This is a genomic window from Paenibacillus oryzisoli, assembly GCF_001653565.1.
Classification (GTDB): domain Bacteria; phylum Bacillota; class Bacilli; order Paenibacillales; family NBRC-103111; genus Paenibacillus_E; species Paenibacillus_E oryzisoli.
This window is the reverse complement of the sequence record NZ_LYPB01000044.1, coordinates 63491-80314: the sequence shown is the minus strand read 5'-3', so window position 1 is coordinate 80314 and position 16824 is coordinate 63491. Positions and strand designations below refer to the sequence as shown.

15 protein-coding genes are annotated in these 16824 nt (G+C 47.6%); 14 read left to right on the top strand and 1 reads right to left on the bottom strand.

The window, feature by feature from the left end:
- Nucleotides 1-23: 23 nt before the first annotated feature.
- Nucleotides 24-2057, top strand: a complete 2034-nt coding sequence (locus A8708_RS03185; protein WP_068662069.1) for a Na+/H+ antiporter — start codon at nt 24-26, stop codon at nt 2055-2057.
- Between the two features lie 168 nt (nt 2058-2225).
- Here A8708_RS03185 and A8708_RS03180 read toward each other — a convergent pair whose 3' ends face one another.
- The gene (locus tag A8708_RS03180; RefSeq protein ID WP_068662068.1) at nt 2226-3833 is read right to left on the bottom strand and encodes a copper amine oxidase N-terminal domain-containing protein; all 1608 of its coding nucleotides are present in this window, start codon (nt 3831-3833) and stop codon (nt 2226-2228) included.
- 185 nt (nt 3834-4018) lie between these two features.
- On the opposite strand from A8708_RS03180, the gene A8708_RS03175 reads away from it, so the two are divergent.
- The 13 genes from A8708_RS03175 to A8708_RS03115 all read left to right on the top strand — a co-directional run bounded on the left by A8708_RS03175 (nt 4019) and on the right by A8708_RS03115 (nt 16783).
- The gene (locus A8708_RS03175; RefSeq protein WP_068662084.1) at nt 4019-4603 is read left to right on the top strand and encodes an RNA polymerase sigma factor; all 585 of its coding nucleotides are present in this window, start codon (nt 4019-4021) and stop codon (nt 4601-4603) included.
- Nucleotides 4590-5399 (top strand): anti-sigma factor, encoded by an 810-nt coding sequence (locus A8708_RS03170; RefSeq protein WP_068662067.1) that lies wholly within the window; start codon nt 4590-4592, stop codon nt 5397-5399. The genes A8708_RS03175 and A8708_RS03170 overlap by 14 nt, the downstream gene beginning before the upstream one ends.
- Nucleotides 5400-6005: 606 nt before the next feature.
- Nucleotides 6006-6698, top strand: a complete 693-nt coding sequence (locus A8708_RS03165) for a hypothetical protein (protein WP_068662066.1) — start codon at nt 6006-6008, stop codon at nt 6696-6698.
- Between the two features lie 125 nt (nt 6699-6823).
- Nucleotides 6824-8110 carry a hypothetical protein gene (locus A8708_RS03160; RefSeq protein ID WP_068662065.1) on the top strand — a complete coding sequence of 429 codons (1287 nt, stop codon included), beginning with the start codon at nt 6824-6826 and terminating at the stop codon, nt 8108-8110.
- A gap of 5 nt (nt 8111-8115) precedes the next feature.
- Nucleotides 8116-8991, top strand: coding sequence for a sugar phosphate isomerase/epimerase family protein (locus A8708_RS03155; protein ID WP_068662064.1), 876 nt, complete (start codon nt 8116-8118; stop codon nt 8989-8991).
- Nucleotides 8992-9010: 19 nt separating this feature from the next.
- The gene (locus A8708_RS03150) at nt 9011-9493 is read left to right on the top strand and encodes a DinB family protein (protein ID WP_068662063.1); all 483 of its coding nucleotides are present in this window, start codon (nt 9011-9013) and stop codon (nt 9491-9493) included.
- A 207-nt stretch (nt 9494-9700) separates the two neighbouring features.
- Nucleotides 9701-11194 (top strand): protein adenylyltransferase SelO, encoded by a 1494-nt coding sequence (locus tag A8708_RS03145; protein WP_068662083.1) that lies wholly within the window; start codon nt 9701-9703, stop codon nt 11192-11194.
- A gap of 507 nt (nt 11195-11701) precedes the next feature.
- Entirely contained in the window at nt 11702-12142 is a 441-nt protein-coding gene (locus tag A8708_RS03140; protein WP_420848523.1) for a GNAT family N-acetyltransferase, read from the top strand.
- A gap of 65 nt (nt 12143-12207) precedes the next feature.
- Nucleotides 12208-12663 carry a DinB family protein gene (locus A8708_RS03135; RefSeq protein WP_068662062.1) on the top strand — a complete coding sequence of 152 codons (456 nt, stop codon included), beginning with the start codon at nt 12208-12210 and terminating at the stop codon, nt 12661-12663.
- A 346-nt stretch (nt 12664-13009) separates the two neighbouring features.
- The gene (locus A8708_RS03130; RefSeq protein ID WP_157264521.1) at nt 13010-14014 is read left to right on the top strand and encodes a sulfonate ABC transporter substrate-binding protein; all 1005 of its coding nucleotides are present in this window, start codon (nt 13010-13012) and stop codon (nt 14012-14014) included.
- A 38-nt stretch (nt 14015-14052) separates the two neighbouring features.
- The gene (ssuD, locus tag A8708_RS03125; protein WP_068662061.1) at nt 14053-15237 is read left to right on the top strand and encodes an FMNH2-dependent alkanesulfonate monooxygenase; all 1185 of its coding nucleotides are present in this window, start codon (nt 14053-14055) and stop codon (nt 15235-15237) included.
- Nucleotides 15206-15988 carry an ABC transporter permease subunit gene (locus tag A8708_RS03120; RefSeq protein ID WP_068662060.1) on the top strand — a complete coding sequence of 261 codons (783 nt, stop codon included), beginning with the start codon at nt 15206-15208 and terminating at the stop codon, nt 15986-15988. Before ssuD ends, A8708_RS03120 begins: the two co-directional genes overlap by 32 nt.
- A gap of 15 nt (nt 15989-16003) precedes the next feature.
- Nucleotides 16004-16783: an ATP-binding cassette domain-containing protein gene (locus A8708_RS03115; RefSeq protein ID WP_068662059.1), complete on the top strand. Its 780-nt coding sequence runs from the start codon at nt 16004-16006 to the stop codon at nt 16781-16783.
- Nucleotides 16784-16824 lie beyond the last annotated feature (41 nt).

The window sequence follows — 16824 nt, the reverse complement described above, 5'->3', positions numbered from 1 at the left end:
AAATGAAAGAGAGGCAAGTTTTGATGGAACTTTTGTTGCCTTTATTCATTGTGGCAGCAGTAATTGTAACGGCTACACTGCTCAATAAGCGTTTTCCCCGAATCCCGTTGCCCTTCTACTTAATTGGTTTAGGTGCCTTGGTGTCATGGCTGCCATTCGTTCCTACGGATTTCGATTTTGAACCAGAAGCCTTTATGGTCTGCCTCATTGCACCTATTTTGTTTGGTGATGGACGTGTTATCTCACGCAAAGAATTGCTGGAGTACCGTAAGCCCATCCTACTAATGGCGTTATGGCTAGTCGTCTTCACCGTCATTGGTATCGGATATTTTATTCACTATCTGATCCCTGCAATGCCACTTCCCGTCGCATTCGCTCTAGCGGCTGTCATGTCGCCAACGGATGCCGTTGCTGTGAAGTCGATGACAAGGGGGCGTATCTTTCCGAAAGGTTTAATGCCAATCCTAGAAGGAGAATCGTTGTTAAACGATGCCGCCGGATTAGTTTCCTTCAAAGTAGCATTAGGTGTTGTGATGACAGGCGTTTTCTCGGCCAAATCAGCAGCTTGGGAATTCCTGCTTGTCGCGATAGGTGGTATTATCGTTGGCCTCGTACTAGGCGCGCTCTTGGTGAATCTCAGATTATTTTTACGGAGAAAAGGGCTGGAAGAAGTCAACTCGCTGGTGACCATTCAGTTGCTAACGCCATTCGTGATCTTCTTAGTTGCTGAGGAAATCCATGTTTCGGGTATCTTGGCGGTAGTAGTTGCGGGGATTGTGCATGGGTTAGAACGCGATCGGTTACAGCAAACAACGACCAAACTGCACATCATCTCGACGAATACATGGTCAGTGCTAAGTTTTATTTTAAATGGTCTCGTATTTGCCTTGCTCGGTATATTGCTGCCAGAGGTCATAACAGGATTACTGCATAGCGGTGAGGCATCTATAATAAAAGAGCTTGGATTAGCGGTTGCCATCTATGCGGCGCTATTTGCAGCTAGGTACATCTGGGTCTATCTTTTTCATGACGAGTTCGTTCCTTCTAGCTCAAAGACGACGGAGACCAATACGCGTACGAGCAGAAGAAGCTTTGCGCTTGCGGCTAGTTTCTGCGGTGTCCACGGTACGATCACGTTAGCAACGGCTTTGTCGATTCCTTTTCAATTATCAGATGGGACCCCATTCCCTCTGCGCCATACCATTTTGTTTATTTCGGCCAGCGTCATCTTGATCAGTATGTTAGCTGCAACATTCGCCATGCCGTTTATTGGCAAGTCAGCCACCGCGGCAACATCCGATCAGGCGGCATTGTCGTTGAAAGAAGCAAGTATTCAGTTGGCGAAGAGAACGATTCTAGCGCTCAAATCGGAGAAGAATGAGGAGAACTACGATGCTACGCTCGCGGTTGTTCAACAGCTGGAGGAGCAAATTCGAATGGACTGTTATGGGACGGTCAAGGTATCTGGGTCTTATATTCGAGAACTTCAACAAATTGGCCGAACAGCCGAAGCCGTTAAGTTAGCAGAATTGATTGCGCAAGGTGTCATTTCGCCGCAGTTGCAGCCTGTATTTACTCTACTCCATCAGCCACAGTCGGAATCGTTCTTTCTTGCAAGGCTGCAATACATGTGGGTTAGATTGAAGTTGAGTCTACTTAATCGCAAGATTCAGCAGCATCGGAGAGAAGGGGTTCCAGAGAGATTCAAATCCGTCACCGAGATGTTTGAGGAGCTGCAGACGATTGAAAAACAGCTGCAAGAAGCAGCCGTTAAAGCGATTCGCAATCAGCAATCGCCGAAGCATCAGTTAGAAGCGCTGCTCGTTATCCAGCACTATACGCGCAGCCAGAGAAACGAAAGTAAGCTGTTTAGCGACCATTCGGAAGTCGAGTTTCTACAACAGTTGAGAATTGTTCAATTGCGAAGCGTACAGATGAAGCGGGATGGGATCCAAGAGTTGGAAGAGGCTGAACAAATCTCAAGTGGAACTGTCTTAGGATTATTGCAGGCGATCAATTATGAGGAAATGCTCATTTTGGACAATGGCGAGAAGTAGGATGATATGCTTATAGAAAAGGGCCTTCCCTTAGTCGCAAGACTAGGTGGAAGGCCCTTTTTCTTATTCTTTAGCTCGCATAAATACCACTCCAGGAAAACGTGATTAATGATTAATCCGAACCACACGTTGACGTTGAGAATCTTCATAACGGCGTGGTGGCACTAATTAATGAGAATGTCCCATCTCCATAGCCATTTGTTTCGTCAGCGTGATGGACCAATCGGTATCATTCCATTTGACATCCCAACCGAGAAGTTCAGTTATAAAACGTAAAGGAACTTGCGTACGTCCACCTTGCAGGATAATCGGCGTGCCGATTTCTTTACGCTGTCCATTCAACTCCATGTAAGGTTTACCGATCCAGAACGTGGCTGTGTTGCCACCTGTTTTAACCCAAGCTGTTTGCGAAGCAGCATCCCAAGTAACTTCCGCACCAATGGCTTCACCTAGGTAACGTAGAGGGATAAATGTGTTGCCGTCTTTCATGAATGGAGCTACATCCATCCAAGTTGTCGTGCCATTAATGGTAAGTGCACCACTTCCAATTTTCATCCAAATGCTAGTTGTTGGTGACATAGGAGCAGCAGGTCCGTGAAATGTTTCAGGGAATTGTGCGACGATCCCACCAGCTAGTGCTGTTGCTGTCATGAACATGTGCGCATAGGCGGTACGTGCATCTGTATACGTCAAAGCGTAGTCTTTGTTTACATAAGCGTTAAAAGCTTGGAGCAAATGGTCAATATGCATTTTCAAGCCATCAGCAATTTCTGCCGTTTTGAAATAGGCAGGATTCGCCATGTTGAAGAATTGAGCTTGCTCCATGCGGTATTCTTCAAGGTCAGCAACGGCTTTGGTGCGGCCAGCTTCATCCTTCGCACCTGTTGCCTTCACATAGTCTACGAAGTAGCCAATGTGGGAAGACCAAATCGGTTTGAACGCATCACCTGCTGCTTTACCGTAGACAGAAGCAATTGCTGCAGTTAAATCGTCGGTGTTCTTACCAAGTGCACCTGCAGCAGCAGCGAAATCTGGTGTCCCATTGATACCTTTTTGCATAGCGAGAATGGCTAGGGTTGCATGTTCGCCAAGCAGTTGGCCAAGGCCGGCACGAAGGTCAATACCTGGTGATTTTACAGTAGCTGCTGGAAATTTATCAGGGTATTGAGCTTCGATGCCGCCAGCAAGTGCGGAGGCTGTCATGAACATATGGGCATATGCGGTACGTGCATCTGCGTAGGCCATATCATAGTCTTTGTTCACATAGGCGTTGAAAGCGTCGAGTAGGTGGGTAATGTGCATTTTCAAACCATCAGCAATGGCTGTTTTATCAAAATACGCAGGGTTCGCTTTGTTAAAAAACTCGGCTTGCTTCATCCGATAATCTTCAAGCTCAGCGATCGCTTTAAGACGTCCAGCTTCGTCCTTGGCTACCGTTGCTTTCACGTACTCTACGAAGTAACCGATGTGTGAGGACCAAATTGGCTTGAAGGCATCACCGGCAGGTTGACCGTATACTGATGCAATTGCTGCAGACAAGTCATCGGTGTTCTTGCCAAGTGCGACAGCGGCATCTGCGAAATCGGGGGAACCGTCGTAACCCTTTTGCATGGCGATGATGGCGAGATAGGCGTGTTCCCCAAGTAATTGCCCTAGAGCCATCTGGAGATCAGGTGCTGGACCTGTTGTTTTGACCTCATGTGCGCTTGCAAGTGTTGGTAGTAGTAAACTGAAACATAACATTAGGATCGCAAATTTGCTTCGTAAACTTTTCATTCTCTTCACTCCCTCATTTAAAGTTGGTCCGCTTGTGTAAAGCGGTTATACTTAGTGCAACGGAAGAGATGTAGAGTTGGATCACTCGGATTCCAAAAAAGTTTTTTAGCGGACCTTCATAAATCCAATATGGGAATTCATACGAAGAATGTATGGAGGGAATGCCGAGGAAAGGGGACTATGGATTGAACGAAACAATGGACGATAGGCAATTGATGCATTTGGTCTCTCAAAAAGATTCGGAAGCCCTCGAAACGCTGTACGATCGATATGAACAAATGATCTATAATTTTGCTTTCCGTATCGTGAAGGATGCGATGGCGGCCGAAGAAGTCATGCAGGAATTGTTCATGCGGGTTTGGAATGGATCAGAGAATTATGATCATGCACAGGGGAGGCTTACTTCTTGGATGTTCGCGATTACTCGGAATATCGCGATAGACCATCTTCGCAGGCGAAGTTCGAGAACCGCGCAGCAGACCGTGGATAGGGATCATTTGAATCTCATTCGCGATAAGGATACGACGGAGGAAATCGTCGAATTACGCATAATCGGAGAGCATGTGAAGGAAGCCTTGCAGGGGCTGAATCCCGATCAGCAAGAGGTTGTGGATATGATTTACTATCAGGGGATGACGCAGCAGGAAGTCGCGGATCTCGCGTCCATCCCGCTCGGAACCGTCAAAAGCAGGGTCAGATTAGCCATGAAGCAACTGCAGCAACGTTTAAGTCACTGGGGAAGGAGGGATCGGGTTCATGACGGACACTAAGAATCAAGCGTGTGAATTAGCGGAATTGTATGCATTAGGGGCGTTGCAGCATGAGGAAAAGATGAGCTTCGAAGCTCACTTGAAGACATGCAAGGATTGTCAGGATGTGGTGGAAGCATCACGCCAGGTCATAGAGCTTCTTCCTCTTGCATCGGAGGGGATGGAAGTACCTTCAGGCATGAAATCAAGAATTTTGACGAAGGTGCTGGCGTCAGAAATCGAATCGGAAATAGCGAAGCAAGTCGAGAGTGCAAGTCCAGATGTAGTTCGGGGGGATTTGGTTGCTCCAAGTACGCAAGAAGGGGTAGTTCCAATGCGTGGAAGCCGCGCCTGGCGCTATGCGAGTCTAGGGTTGGTTGCCGCAGTGATCGGACTGATTCTATATACAGGGCAGTTACGGCAAGATGTGAGCCAACTGCAGCAGCAAATTGCTAGTAACACCGGGCCCGTACAAGGGCTTAAAGTAAATGAAGCCGTCACGCTTAATCCAGCAACGAAGGACATCGTTGCCAAAGGTTTAGCCACCATTGTCGTGGATAAGAGTGGTACACATCTAGTTGTTCAAGCAGAGAATCTGCCAGAACTCAAAGGTACGGAAGCGTATCAAGTTTGGCTGATCAAGGGCGAGAATACGTTTAATGCCGGTACCTTCCTTTCTCAAGATGGTCATGGAGCGCTATACTATTCGTTCAATCCGCAAAATTACGATACAGTGGCGATCACCCTTGAACCTGACGCTGTGGGCGCAAATCCAAGAGGGAAAATCGTGCTTGCAGCACCGATAAAAAGAGGTTAAATACAGGACGATACTCGCAAAATCAGTTGATGGAGCGGATTATCGTCCTTTTTCTTACCACATAAGAAAGTATAAGTTTTCGGTTCCCGAAAACCGCTTTCTTATTGGCGATAAAACCTACCTATAGACGCGGTCGCTCATCATTGAATGGCCTCGATAGAGGTTTTCTCATGCACCAGAAGTAGCGCCTCGTGTAGGGGAAGCACAAGCACAGGCACGGGCACGGGCACAGGCACAGGCGCTACCTACAGGGTATCCAGGCGGCCGAGCAAATAACTGGATTTTCTGTAGTTAAATTAAGCGAAATCACAGCATTTCGCAGAATAACTGGATTTCCTCCCGTTATTTCAAGCTATTTTGGTCAAACGGGACATTTCGAGCCAAATTAGCTGTAGAAAATACATGTAAACTCCCCAAAGGCTAGTTTTACCTGAAAATAGCTGTAGGAAATCCAGTTAATCTTGGCAAGCGGAATTGGCCATGGCAAGCATTACATTTACATTTTACAAATAGGTACTTAGGAGAAATTGTTCACACGCTGATCCAACCAAATTGTGGTAGTATTATAAAATATAAGCATTTATTACTACGTGGAGGTGTATAGCAATGAGTGCAAATAAAATACTGCAAATACTCGCAATCATCGTACTGGGAGGTCTGATCACTGGGGCTGTTGTGAATGACGCTTCAAGTCGTAAAGTCCTGAGTGCTCATGAGCTTCAGGCGAATGAACAAACAGACAGCTCAACCTGGTCAGCTACTCCTGAACCGCTTTTTGATAAAAATAATGAAAAGCTGAAGCCATTGCTAGGACTGATGTCAGGTTCCATTGCTCTTCGATATGATGGGCCAGAGCAGAACCTTGCAGTCAATTTTGATTATTGGCATGATGGTGTGAAAGAAAATACGTCAGCGGGCATGAGCGTAATTATGATGGAGAAGGACAGGGACAAGATGGGGAATTATCATTTTAATGGTGATTTTGTCTATTCATTTAAGGAGCGTCAAGATCCTAACGGTGTTTTCTATAACGAATTAACATATGCCATTATTGAACGGCATGGTTCCTATAGCTCGGCAGTCAGGGTGGATAAACCAGCAGAAATTGGCTTGACAGGTGAAATGAAATTACAACAGAACGTCACAGCTCCGAACGATGAGAGTATCGTGGTATGGGGTTTGCAAGGAACCGATAAGCAATCGATGTTAATGTATTCGACCATACCTGAAACGCTGAAAATTGCCAAATGGGCAATGACCGTTCGACTAGGTTTTACTGGGCCCAATGAGGACCTGTAAACCGGGATGCTATGTATTTTAGTGCAAATTTATATGTGATTCAATGCATGTATTCTTATAGTAAATAACACTATGATTAGTTCATAACTTCATAATATAGTGCAAAAGATACTGGAGGGGTACTTATGTTGCATCCATTCATGGGAATCAAGGATTGGGATCGAATCGGCATGTCCGTAGAGGAATCAGCTAAAACCTTACAACGCATTGCTTATGTTGATCGCCAACTCATGCGAATTGAAGCCGGTCATATGGCGGCTAGACCTGAATATGAAATAAAAGGAGCGCTTGCACGTTTAAGCTCGCAAGACGCGGAGCATCATGATCAATTTCGCAATCGCATTAAGCAGTTGCGCATGAGTACGGTGGCGTTCGACAAATGTCCAGATGCATCGCTGAACGAGCTTATGCAGACGGTACTGAATTCAACAACAACTTTGTGTTTGTTGACTGCACTCTTTGATGTGGTGAAGCCTGCGCAAATTGCGGCCATTCATGCCTACAATGCCAAAGCACAGCCTCTCGTTGATGAACCTACGCTTCATATTATGAAGCATCAACTCATTGACCGTGAGGAGCAAATAGACTGGGGACGCGAGGCGCTTCACGATCTGCTGCAATTCGCATCGGACTCGGAGAAGGAACAAGCACAGAATTGGAGAAAGTATGTGGAACAACTGCTTGTTGCAGCTGGCGGTATAACAGGATGGGAGGAACGAGTTCCCGTAGATCCATCTGCTAGGATCACGACTGAACCGTTCGAGATGCCTCAAATCAGTACACGGGACAGTCGATTTACTCCTCAAGTTGTGAAAATGCAAGGGATGTACCTTCCGGACAATGAGGAAGGACGTTTCATGACGATGATGCTGTCGAGGTATTACGAGATGTCGCCAGCAGAAGGCGTGGCTTATGTTCATTTCACAACAGCGGGCAAACCGTGGCATTTCTACCGGGATACAGCTAGGCATATGTGGGATGAGGTTCGTCATAGTTGGTTCGGTGAGGCGGCGCTACGCGTGAAAGGGTACGATGTGTATCAACTCCCGAACTGGACGGGGTGGTATGATATGACAGCGCAGCTGTTCGAGGGCACGGAAGCTTATTCGCATTTGACAATTGCGATTGAGAAGGCAGCGATGAAGTATCCGCCAGGCAAGCGTGAAGAGTGGGAATTCTGTCGCGATATCGCCAAGGATCCGCTAATGACGACGTTTCAAGATTTTGACTGGGCAGATGAGGTTGTACATGCAGGCTTTGGACAGCGTTGGATGATTGAAGATGTTCATGGGGGCGATGCGCGTGCGGCACAAGAGGAAGCTGAGCGAACTGTGAAGAAACGTGCCGTGTACATGGAGGCGCATGGTGATACCAATAGAAATAAACCAGCAGGCAGTCTGGGAGGATACTAATACGAATGATCGGACAATTTGATATAACCAGGGTTAATGATGGCTCTAATCGCCCTCCAAGGCTTGAAGTTCATCAATCCATGTGGGCCATGATGGAGCTAGGGGAAGAGGGGACAGAGCTTCCGCTAGAGGCAAAGTTGGAGCGCATTGCAGGTGCAGGCTTTACTGGTATCCTAGCGAGAGTGCCGGATATCGATGGTAGAGATGAGTGGAAAAGGTTACTGAATCAATACAGTCTAAGCTTTGGCTCACATTGTTTCCCGTTTAGCCCGACGGACTTATCAACACATATCCAGAATGCCGCAGATATGGATATGCTGTATGTGAACGGCCAGGTGGCGGACGCTTTCGTGATAGACGAAGAAGCGATTGAGCTGCTTGGTGGACTTGCCACCGTGTCGGCTGCGCATAGCATGCCATTTTATGTAGAGACGCATCGTGGCAAAATCACACAAGACCTAATTCGCACTGCGCAATACACGCAAGCGCTGCCGAATTTGCGGTTTACGCTTGATGTTTCCCACTATGTGCTGGCAGGGGAAATGACGGAGAAGCAAGAGAAAGCGGAGCGTCTTCTTGAAACAGTGCTGCAACGAACGTCAGTGATTCATAGCCGGATATCATCAGGCGAGCAGATTCAAGTCGATGTTGGTTTTTCGGATGCGATGTTGACACGTTATGAGCAATGGTGGACGCAAGCGATGCGGTATTGGCTGCAGGGTGCTAAGCCTGGCGATGTGCTTCCTTTCGTTTGCGAGTTGGGGCCTGCACCATATGCGATCAAGGGGCTAGAAGGTCGGGAGCTATCGAGTCGGTGGGAGCAAGCACTGATTTTGAAAAATGTGGCGCAAGCTTGCTGGAAACATGCTACAGTAGAGTAAAAAAGCGAGGATGTATTCTATGGAGCAAATTACTCTCAAACAACTGGAATTTATTCGGAAGTCTACGATTAAAGTAGTTGAAGGACTATCGGAAGACACATTAGACGATATGCCCGAAGGATTTAATAACAATATTCGCTGGAATTTGGGGCACATTATTTTCGTGCAAGAGAAATTTGCTTTTCATTTTATTGGTGAGCCTTTACAAATCCCTGAGAACTTTGAGCGATTATTTGCAAAAGGCACCCGACCAGCAGATTGGGCTGAAGAGGAACTCCCTTCACTGGAAACGTTACTTGCTTTGCTTGTTGAGCAACCCCAACGGATTCAGAGCATCTTACATGGCCGCTTAGATGAAAGTGTGGCTAAGCCATTCACAACTGGCAACGGTTTACTCCTAACGACAATTGGGGAATTACTAAACTACACGTTGTATCATGAAGGTATGCATTTTAATATGATATCTTTGCTAAAGCGATTTTCAATTCGTCATCAATCCTAGCACTCCGCACCGCACGTAGCACCCAGCGCGTTGTCTGCCACACGGTGGCTGTCCGACACGTTAACAAAAAGAGAACCTCTTCGTACATGCTCAGGCTTGTGGAGAGGTTTTTTGGTCTACTATGATATAATTAGGGAAAGTAGCAAGTTAGAGTAAGAAAGAGGAGATACGATGACAGAACATATGGAAGAATATATGGAAGAACCTATGGAAGAATCTATGGAAAAACAACATACAGGCTGGAACTTTGATAACAGCTATGCACGACTTCCGCAATTCTTCTTTACGCAAGTTAACCCAACACCTGGGCGCGCTCCGAAGTTAATCGTTCTAAATGAAGCTGTGGCTGAGGCGCTCGGGTTGAATGCTTCGGCGTTGCGAGGTGAGGAGGGTGTGGCAACGCTGGCAGGAAACCATATTGCAGAAGGTTCGATACCGCTTGCACAAGCTTATGCAGCTCATCAGTTCGGGCATTTTAACATGTTAGGCGATGGTCGGGCTATTCTGTTGGGGGAACAGATAACTCCTCGAGGGGAGCGGGTGGATGTACAGCTGAAAGGTTCAGGAAGAACCCCGTATTCTCGTCGAGGCGATGGCCGAGCAGCGCTTGGACCGATGCTGCGCGAATACATCATCAGCGAAGCGATGGTCGGACTTGGCATTCCAACGACGCGGAGCCTAGCTGTAGTTACAACAGGTGATGTAATTTATCGTGAAACAGAGTTGCCTGGCGCCGTTCTGACACGCGTAGCGGCAAGTCATATTCGGGTTGGTACTTTTCAATATGCTGCCCAATATGGCACACTTGAGGATCTTCAGGCGCTTGCGGATTATACGATAGAGCGACATTATCCAGAAGCAGCGACTCAAGCAGGGAGTGATCGTACAGATCAACGGTATCTTCGCTTCCTTCAGGAAGTGATCAAGCGTCAAGCCAGGCTCATTACAAAATGGCAGCTCGTTGGTTTTATTCACGGTGTGATGAACACGGATAACATGGCGATTAGCGGAGAAACCATCGATTACGGTCCTTGTGCCTTCATGGATGCCTATGACCCAGCCACAGTGTTCAGCTCCATCGACACACATGGTCGCTACGCCTATGGTAATCAACCGCGTATCGCGGTTTGGAATCTCGCTAGATTTGCCGAAACTCTTCTGCCGCTGCTGCATGGTGATGAGGAGCAAGCTATTAAACTAGCCGAGGGTGCTCTCTCCGAGTTCTCCACGACCTATCAAAACGCGTGGCTCAAGGGAATGAGAGCGAAGTTAGGGATTGTGGGCGAAGAGGAAGGGGATCTTGCGCTAATTGAAGGTCTGCTTAGCTTGATGGAGAAGCATAGTGCAGATTATACAAATACATTTGTAGCCCTGACGTTTGATAAATTAGAAGAATCACCCCTATTCGTCACGCCGGAATTTGCTCCTTGGCAGGAACAATGGCAGGCGAGATTAGGTAGACAACAGGAAGAGCGATCCGCTTCGCAGGAGTTGATGTGCAGGAGCAATCCTGCAATCATCCCGCGCAATCACCGTGTTGAGGAAGCGCTGGAAGCCGCGGTCGAACATGGCGACTACAGCGTGATGGAGCGACTTCTTGCTGTGCTTGCGAATCCATTCGCACACGCACTGGAGCAGGAGGCGTATGCCTCGCTGCCGGAGCCATCGGCTTGTGCGTATCAAACATTTTGTGGCACCTGAGAATTCTTGAACGATAATCCAACCAATGGTTAGATCATGGACTCCGGAACATGTTATTCCCAGCGCGCAGTGCCTGCAACTTGGTAGGAGTGACGTGACGCGGCGGCCCTCGCCTAAAACCAATTAACTGGATTTTTCCATCTATTTTAGCTGAAATTGAGCTAATAATTGAAATAGCTGTATTTCCTACAGCTAATCTCATCTTATAATCGTAAATCGCTCATTGTAGGCTAAATTAACTGTAGTTTTTCCATCTATTCCTGAAATTAGGGGGAATTGGTCAAATATAACTGTATGTTTTCCAGTTAAGCTGCCAGCTAGCACGGCCCGCGCGCCTCGTGCCATCAATTAGATGTTGCGTGGGTCGTTCCGCGCGCCTCGCGCGATCGATCAGATGTCCACCTCCCTCCCCCACATCGTAGTAACCACACCAGAGCAGTTTGCCCAGTCGGGAGCAGCTTTTTTCATTAATGTAATGCCGTTTTCGTTCATAAGTCATGGTAAAATATGGAGTGTAATGGGGAGGGGATACTGCTGAAAATTGAAGCTGCAACTAATGCTGATTATGCCTATCTACAAGTACGTGACCATCATATTGTACAGAGCTTAATTTGCAAGAAAATTAACGAAAAAGAAATTTATATGCTGCGGGACGATAATAAGAATAATATCGGATGGTTGAGGTTCGGATATTTCTGGGACAACACACCGTTCATGAACATGTTATGGCTTGAAGAACCCCATCGAGGTCAGGGATTTGGTAAGGAAGCCGTCCTTTATTGGGAGGAAGAAATGAGGAATACTGGCTTTAATGTAGTCATGACCTCAACCTTGGCTAGTGAAGGAGCTCAGTACTTTTATAGAAAATTGGGTTATCGCGATGCAGGATGCTTGTTACTCGAAAATGAGCCGTTAGAAATTATTATGATCAAGCAATTGGGCAACTGAAATGTAAGCTATTATTAGGTACACTAGGTCTATGAGATTGGTAAAACGAAGAGGGGGAAACCGCAATGAAGACGATCAAGAGCATGATGGAACATCTGTACTGGGCGAACGGACACGTTTTGGAAGCGCTCGAGGAGAGTAAAACGAAGGATAAAGACCTTCTGAAATTAGTCCGGCACGTCGCGGTCGCGGAACGAGTTTGGCTATCTCGCTTGCAGAGGAAAGGGAGTGCGCAATATTCATTGTGGGATGAAACTGACGACCTGAGCGCGATCTGGACGATGTTCCAAGAGAACACCGAGCAATATCGCATCTATATCGAAGAGCTCGAGGAATCCGAGTTGGACAAGATGATCGACTATACGAACCAGAGCGGGGTTCCATTCCAAACGTCTGTAAGGGACATCCTCTTGCAGGTTCTCTTACATGGGCAATATCACCGGGGACAGATTAACCGAGCCCTTCGGATGGAATCAGCCGCACCTAGCCAAGTCGATTACATTACGTTTGCGAGGCTCTAACAGGAGTTATTGACGAAATGGATACGAACTCTTGGGTTGAGGTTGCTAGCGTATTTTCATAGAAAATAGAATGATGGCGTAACTTTATTCGGAGATATTCTGGCTTATCCAAGGTATAGGATGGGTCAATTACCTCCCCAAGAAAATATTTCAAATAAACTATTGACGAACAGAAAGAATGCTGATAAATTAAAACCAAGTAATCTTATCAGAATAATTATGTATCGACCGGACCGCCGGAGACACATGCTAAACTTCCATGAAGGGGAAGAGCTGTGTCTCTTTTTTTGTATCCAATCGATGCACGCTGTACACAAACTATATTAGAAATAAGGGGGGCTTTACGATGAAAAAAAATCTGCTCACAAGTCTTGTATTATCCACGTTGTTAATTACGGTGTTGAGCGGTTGCGGAGCGGCTTCTAAGTCGACTACGGGAGCTACTGATACGACGGCGCCTGCGGCTACAGCGAAAACAGAGAAAAGCACAACGCTTCGCATCGGCTATCAGAAATACGGTACCGTGAACTTCCTGAAAGCAAACGGTGAACTGGATAAAGCGTTAAAAGAAAAAGGCATCACCATCCAATGGACGGAGTTCCCAGGGGGGCCGCAGCTGCTGGAAGCGATGAATGTTGGCAGTATTGATGTGGGTCATACGGGTGAAGCGCCGCCGATTTTTGCACAAGCTGCAGGAACGCCACTCGTTTACTTAGGCCATGAACCTGCAAGCCCCGCTAGTGAAGCGATCCTCATCCCAGAGAAGTCGGAGATTAAATCGGTCGCCGAGTTGAAAGGGAAGAAGGTTGCGTTGAATAAAGGTTCGAACGTGCACTATCTGTTAGTGAAGCAGCTTGAGAAAGCTGGCTTGAAATACGAGGATATCCAAGTAGCCTTCCTTCCACCAGCGGACGCTAGGGCAGCCTTTGAGAAAGGCAGTGTAGATGCTTGGGTTATCTGGGATCCGTTCTTCGCTGCGGCAGAAACTTCTGCGAAAGCCAAAATATTGGCTGATGGCAAGGACACCGTTGCTAACCATGAATTTTATCTAGCTACCCGCACTTATGCTGAAAACAATAGGGATACGGTCAAAGTCATTCTAGACCAATTGGCCAAAGTAGATGTGTGGTCCAAAGATCATCCCAAAGAGCTTGCCGAAACGTTGTCTCCGCAGTTAGGTATTGACGTTCCTTCCTTGGAACGCGCAGCAAAACGCAGAGCATACGGCATTTTACCAATCGATGATGCTTTGATCAATGAGCAACAGAAAATCGCGGATACCTTTTTCAAACTAGGACTGATTCCAAAAGAGATTAAAGTGAAAGATGCCGTATTACCAGCCACGAAATAGGTTCGAGCTACTTATAAAGGATAAGGGAGACGATGAAGATGGAAGTATTCTGGTTCATTCCGACACACGGAGACAGCAGATACATTGGAACAACGAAAGGGGCGCGCGCAGTTGATTATGGTTATATGAAGCAAATTGCGCAAGCGGCTGATCAACTGGGTTATGGTGGCGTACTGTTGCCAACGGGCAGATCTTGCGAGGATGCATGGGTGGTTGCCTCTTCCTTAATTCCCGTGACCGAGCGGCTAAAATTTCTAGTCGCAGTCAGACCGGGCTTAATGTCACCGACCCTTTCGGCCAGAATGGCTTCCACCTTCGATCGGTTATCGGATGGCCGCTTATTGATCAACGTCGTCACAGGCGGCGATGCGAAAGAGCTTGAAGCCGAGGGACTCTTCCTGGAGCATGATGAGCGCTATGAATTGACCGACGAATTCCTGCACATTTGGCGGAAGGAGCTTGCCGGAGAGCAAGTCGATTTCACAGGTGAGCATTTGAAAGTGGTAGGCGGGAAGATTGTGTATCCACCGATCCAAGCGCCGTACCCGCCAATCTATTTCGGTGGTTCCTCAGAAGCAGGAATTGAAGTTGCAGCAGATCACGTCGATGTGTACTTAACATGGGGAGAGCCGCCAGCTGCCGTAGCGGAGAAAATTAAGACCGTTCGCGAAGCTGCGGCGAAGCGTGGCCGTACAGTGAAGTTCGGCATTCGATTGCATGTCATCGTGCGCGAAACTTCAGACGAAGCTTGGGCGGATGCCAATCGCCTCATTTCCCATCTGGACGATGAGACGATTGCATCAGCGCAGAAAATATTTGCAACCATGGACTCCGTCGGTCAACGCCGTATGGCAGAGCTGCATAAGGGAGATCGAACCAAATTAGAGATTAGTCCTAATCTGTGGGCAGGCATCGGGCTTGTGCGCGGAGGTGCAGGGACAGCTTTGGTCGGAGATCCAGAGACAGTTACTGCCCGAATGAAGGAGTATGCGGACCTAGGCATTGAGACGTTTATTTTCTCAGGCTACCCACATCTGGAAGAGGCTTATCGGACAGCGGAGCTGTTGTTCCCGCATTTGCCATTGAAGAACCAGAAGAAGCGCTCCTCTGAATCTGCGAATTACGTAAGTCCGTTTGGAGAACTCATCGCTAATACGGAGTTGCCGAAGCCAGCAAAGGGGGTTCGGTCCCTTGACAACCAACCTGTCAAAGTCTCTGGCTAAAGGGTTGCTCCCTTGGGCGCTTCCGATCGTACTTCTTGTTTTGTGGCAGTTATTAGGGCAATTTGGCGTGATTTCCACTCGCATTTTATCGACACCGTCAGCTGTATTCGCAGCTGGTGTTCATTTGGCAGAGAAAGGGACTCTATTCACGTATATCGGTGCCAGTTCCAAACGGGCATTTATCGGCTTTGCGATTGGCGGCGGTATCGGATTTGCCCTAGGCTTAATTAATGGACTTCTTCCTATTTTTGAAAAGGTGACGGACACATCCGTCCAAATGCTGCGGAATATCCCTCATCTCGCGATGATTCCTTTGGTCATCCTCTGGTTCGGTATTGGAGAAGAAGGCAAGATCTTCCTAGTTGCACTAGGTGTTTTCTTCCCCATTTATTTAAATACCTTCCATGGTATTCGTTCCGTAGATCCGGGATTAATTGAAATGGGGCGTGTGTATGGGCTTCGCCATTTTCATTTGTTCCGCAAAATCATTATTCCCGGTGCGTTGCCTTCGATCTTGGTCGGCGTTCGTTTCTCTCTAGGTATTATGTGGATAACTTTAATCGTGGCTGAAACGATTTCGTCGAGTTCTGGGATTGGCTATATGGCGATGAATGCGAGAGAATTTTTGCAAATGGATGTCGTGATTCTGAGCATTATCGTCTATGCCTTACTGGGCAAAATATCCGACTATATGGCGAAGCTTCTGGAACATGCATGGCTGCAATGGCATCCTAATTTCTTGAAACCATAAAGGAGAGTGGGCACGATGGCGGAAGGCAATGGCATTCGATTACAAGTGAAGCAGGCTGCGAAGGTTTTTGGTCAAAAGCAAGTACTGCAAGGTGTCGAGTTGGACGTAGCACCTGGCGAGTTTATCGCAATTGTTGGACGAAGCGGCTGTGGCAAAAGCACACTGCTGCGCTTAATCGCCGGGCTGGATAAGCCTTCGAGCGGCCAGATCGAGGTTGATGGTCAGGCACTGAAGGGCATTCATGGCGAAACGCGCGTGTTGTTCCAAGATGCTCGCTTGCTTCCGTGGAACCGCGTGCTCGCGAATGTGCAGGTTGGCGTGAGGGACGGCTCGCGCGGGAGAGCCGAGGAAGTACTTGCGCAAGTAGGCTTGGCGGACAGAACAAACGAATGGCCGGGGGTACTGTCCGGGGGGCAGCGCCAACGCGTTGCGCTGGCACGTGCTTTGGCAGGGCAGCCTCGCCTGCTGCTGTTGGATGAACCGCTCGGCGCGCTTGATGCGCTGACTCGCATAGAGATGCAGCAGCTCATAGAGCGGCTGTGGTATCAACAGAAGTTTACGGCGCTGCTCGTTACGCATGATGTTTCCGAAGCCGTTCAACTGGCGGATCGCGTTATTTTAATCGAAGAGGGCCAGATTGCCCTCGATGTGAGAATCACGCTCCCACGCCCACGCGTGCGGGACAGCGGGTTCGCTTATTTTGAACAGTTGATTCTGGATCGTATCTTGGTGAAGGAGCAGAATCCTGCGCTAGAGGAGATTGCGACAAATAATAAATACGCGTATTCGATCTAACGTTTGTATGTAAAAAGCACTCTAAGGCAGTATGACTGCCT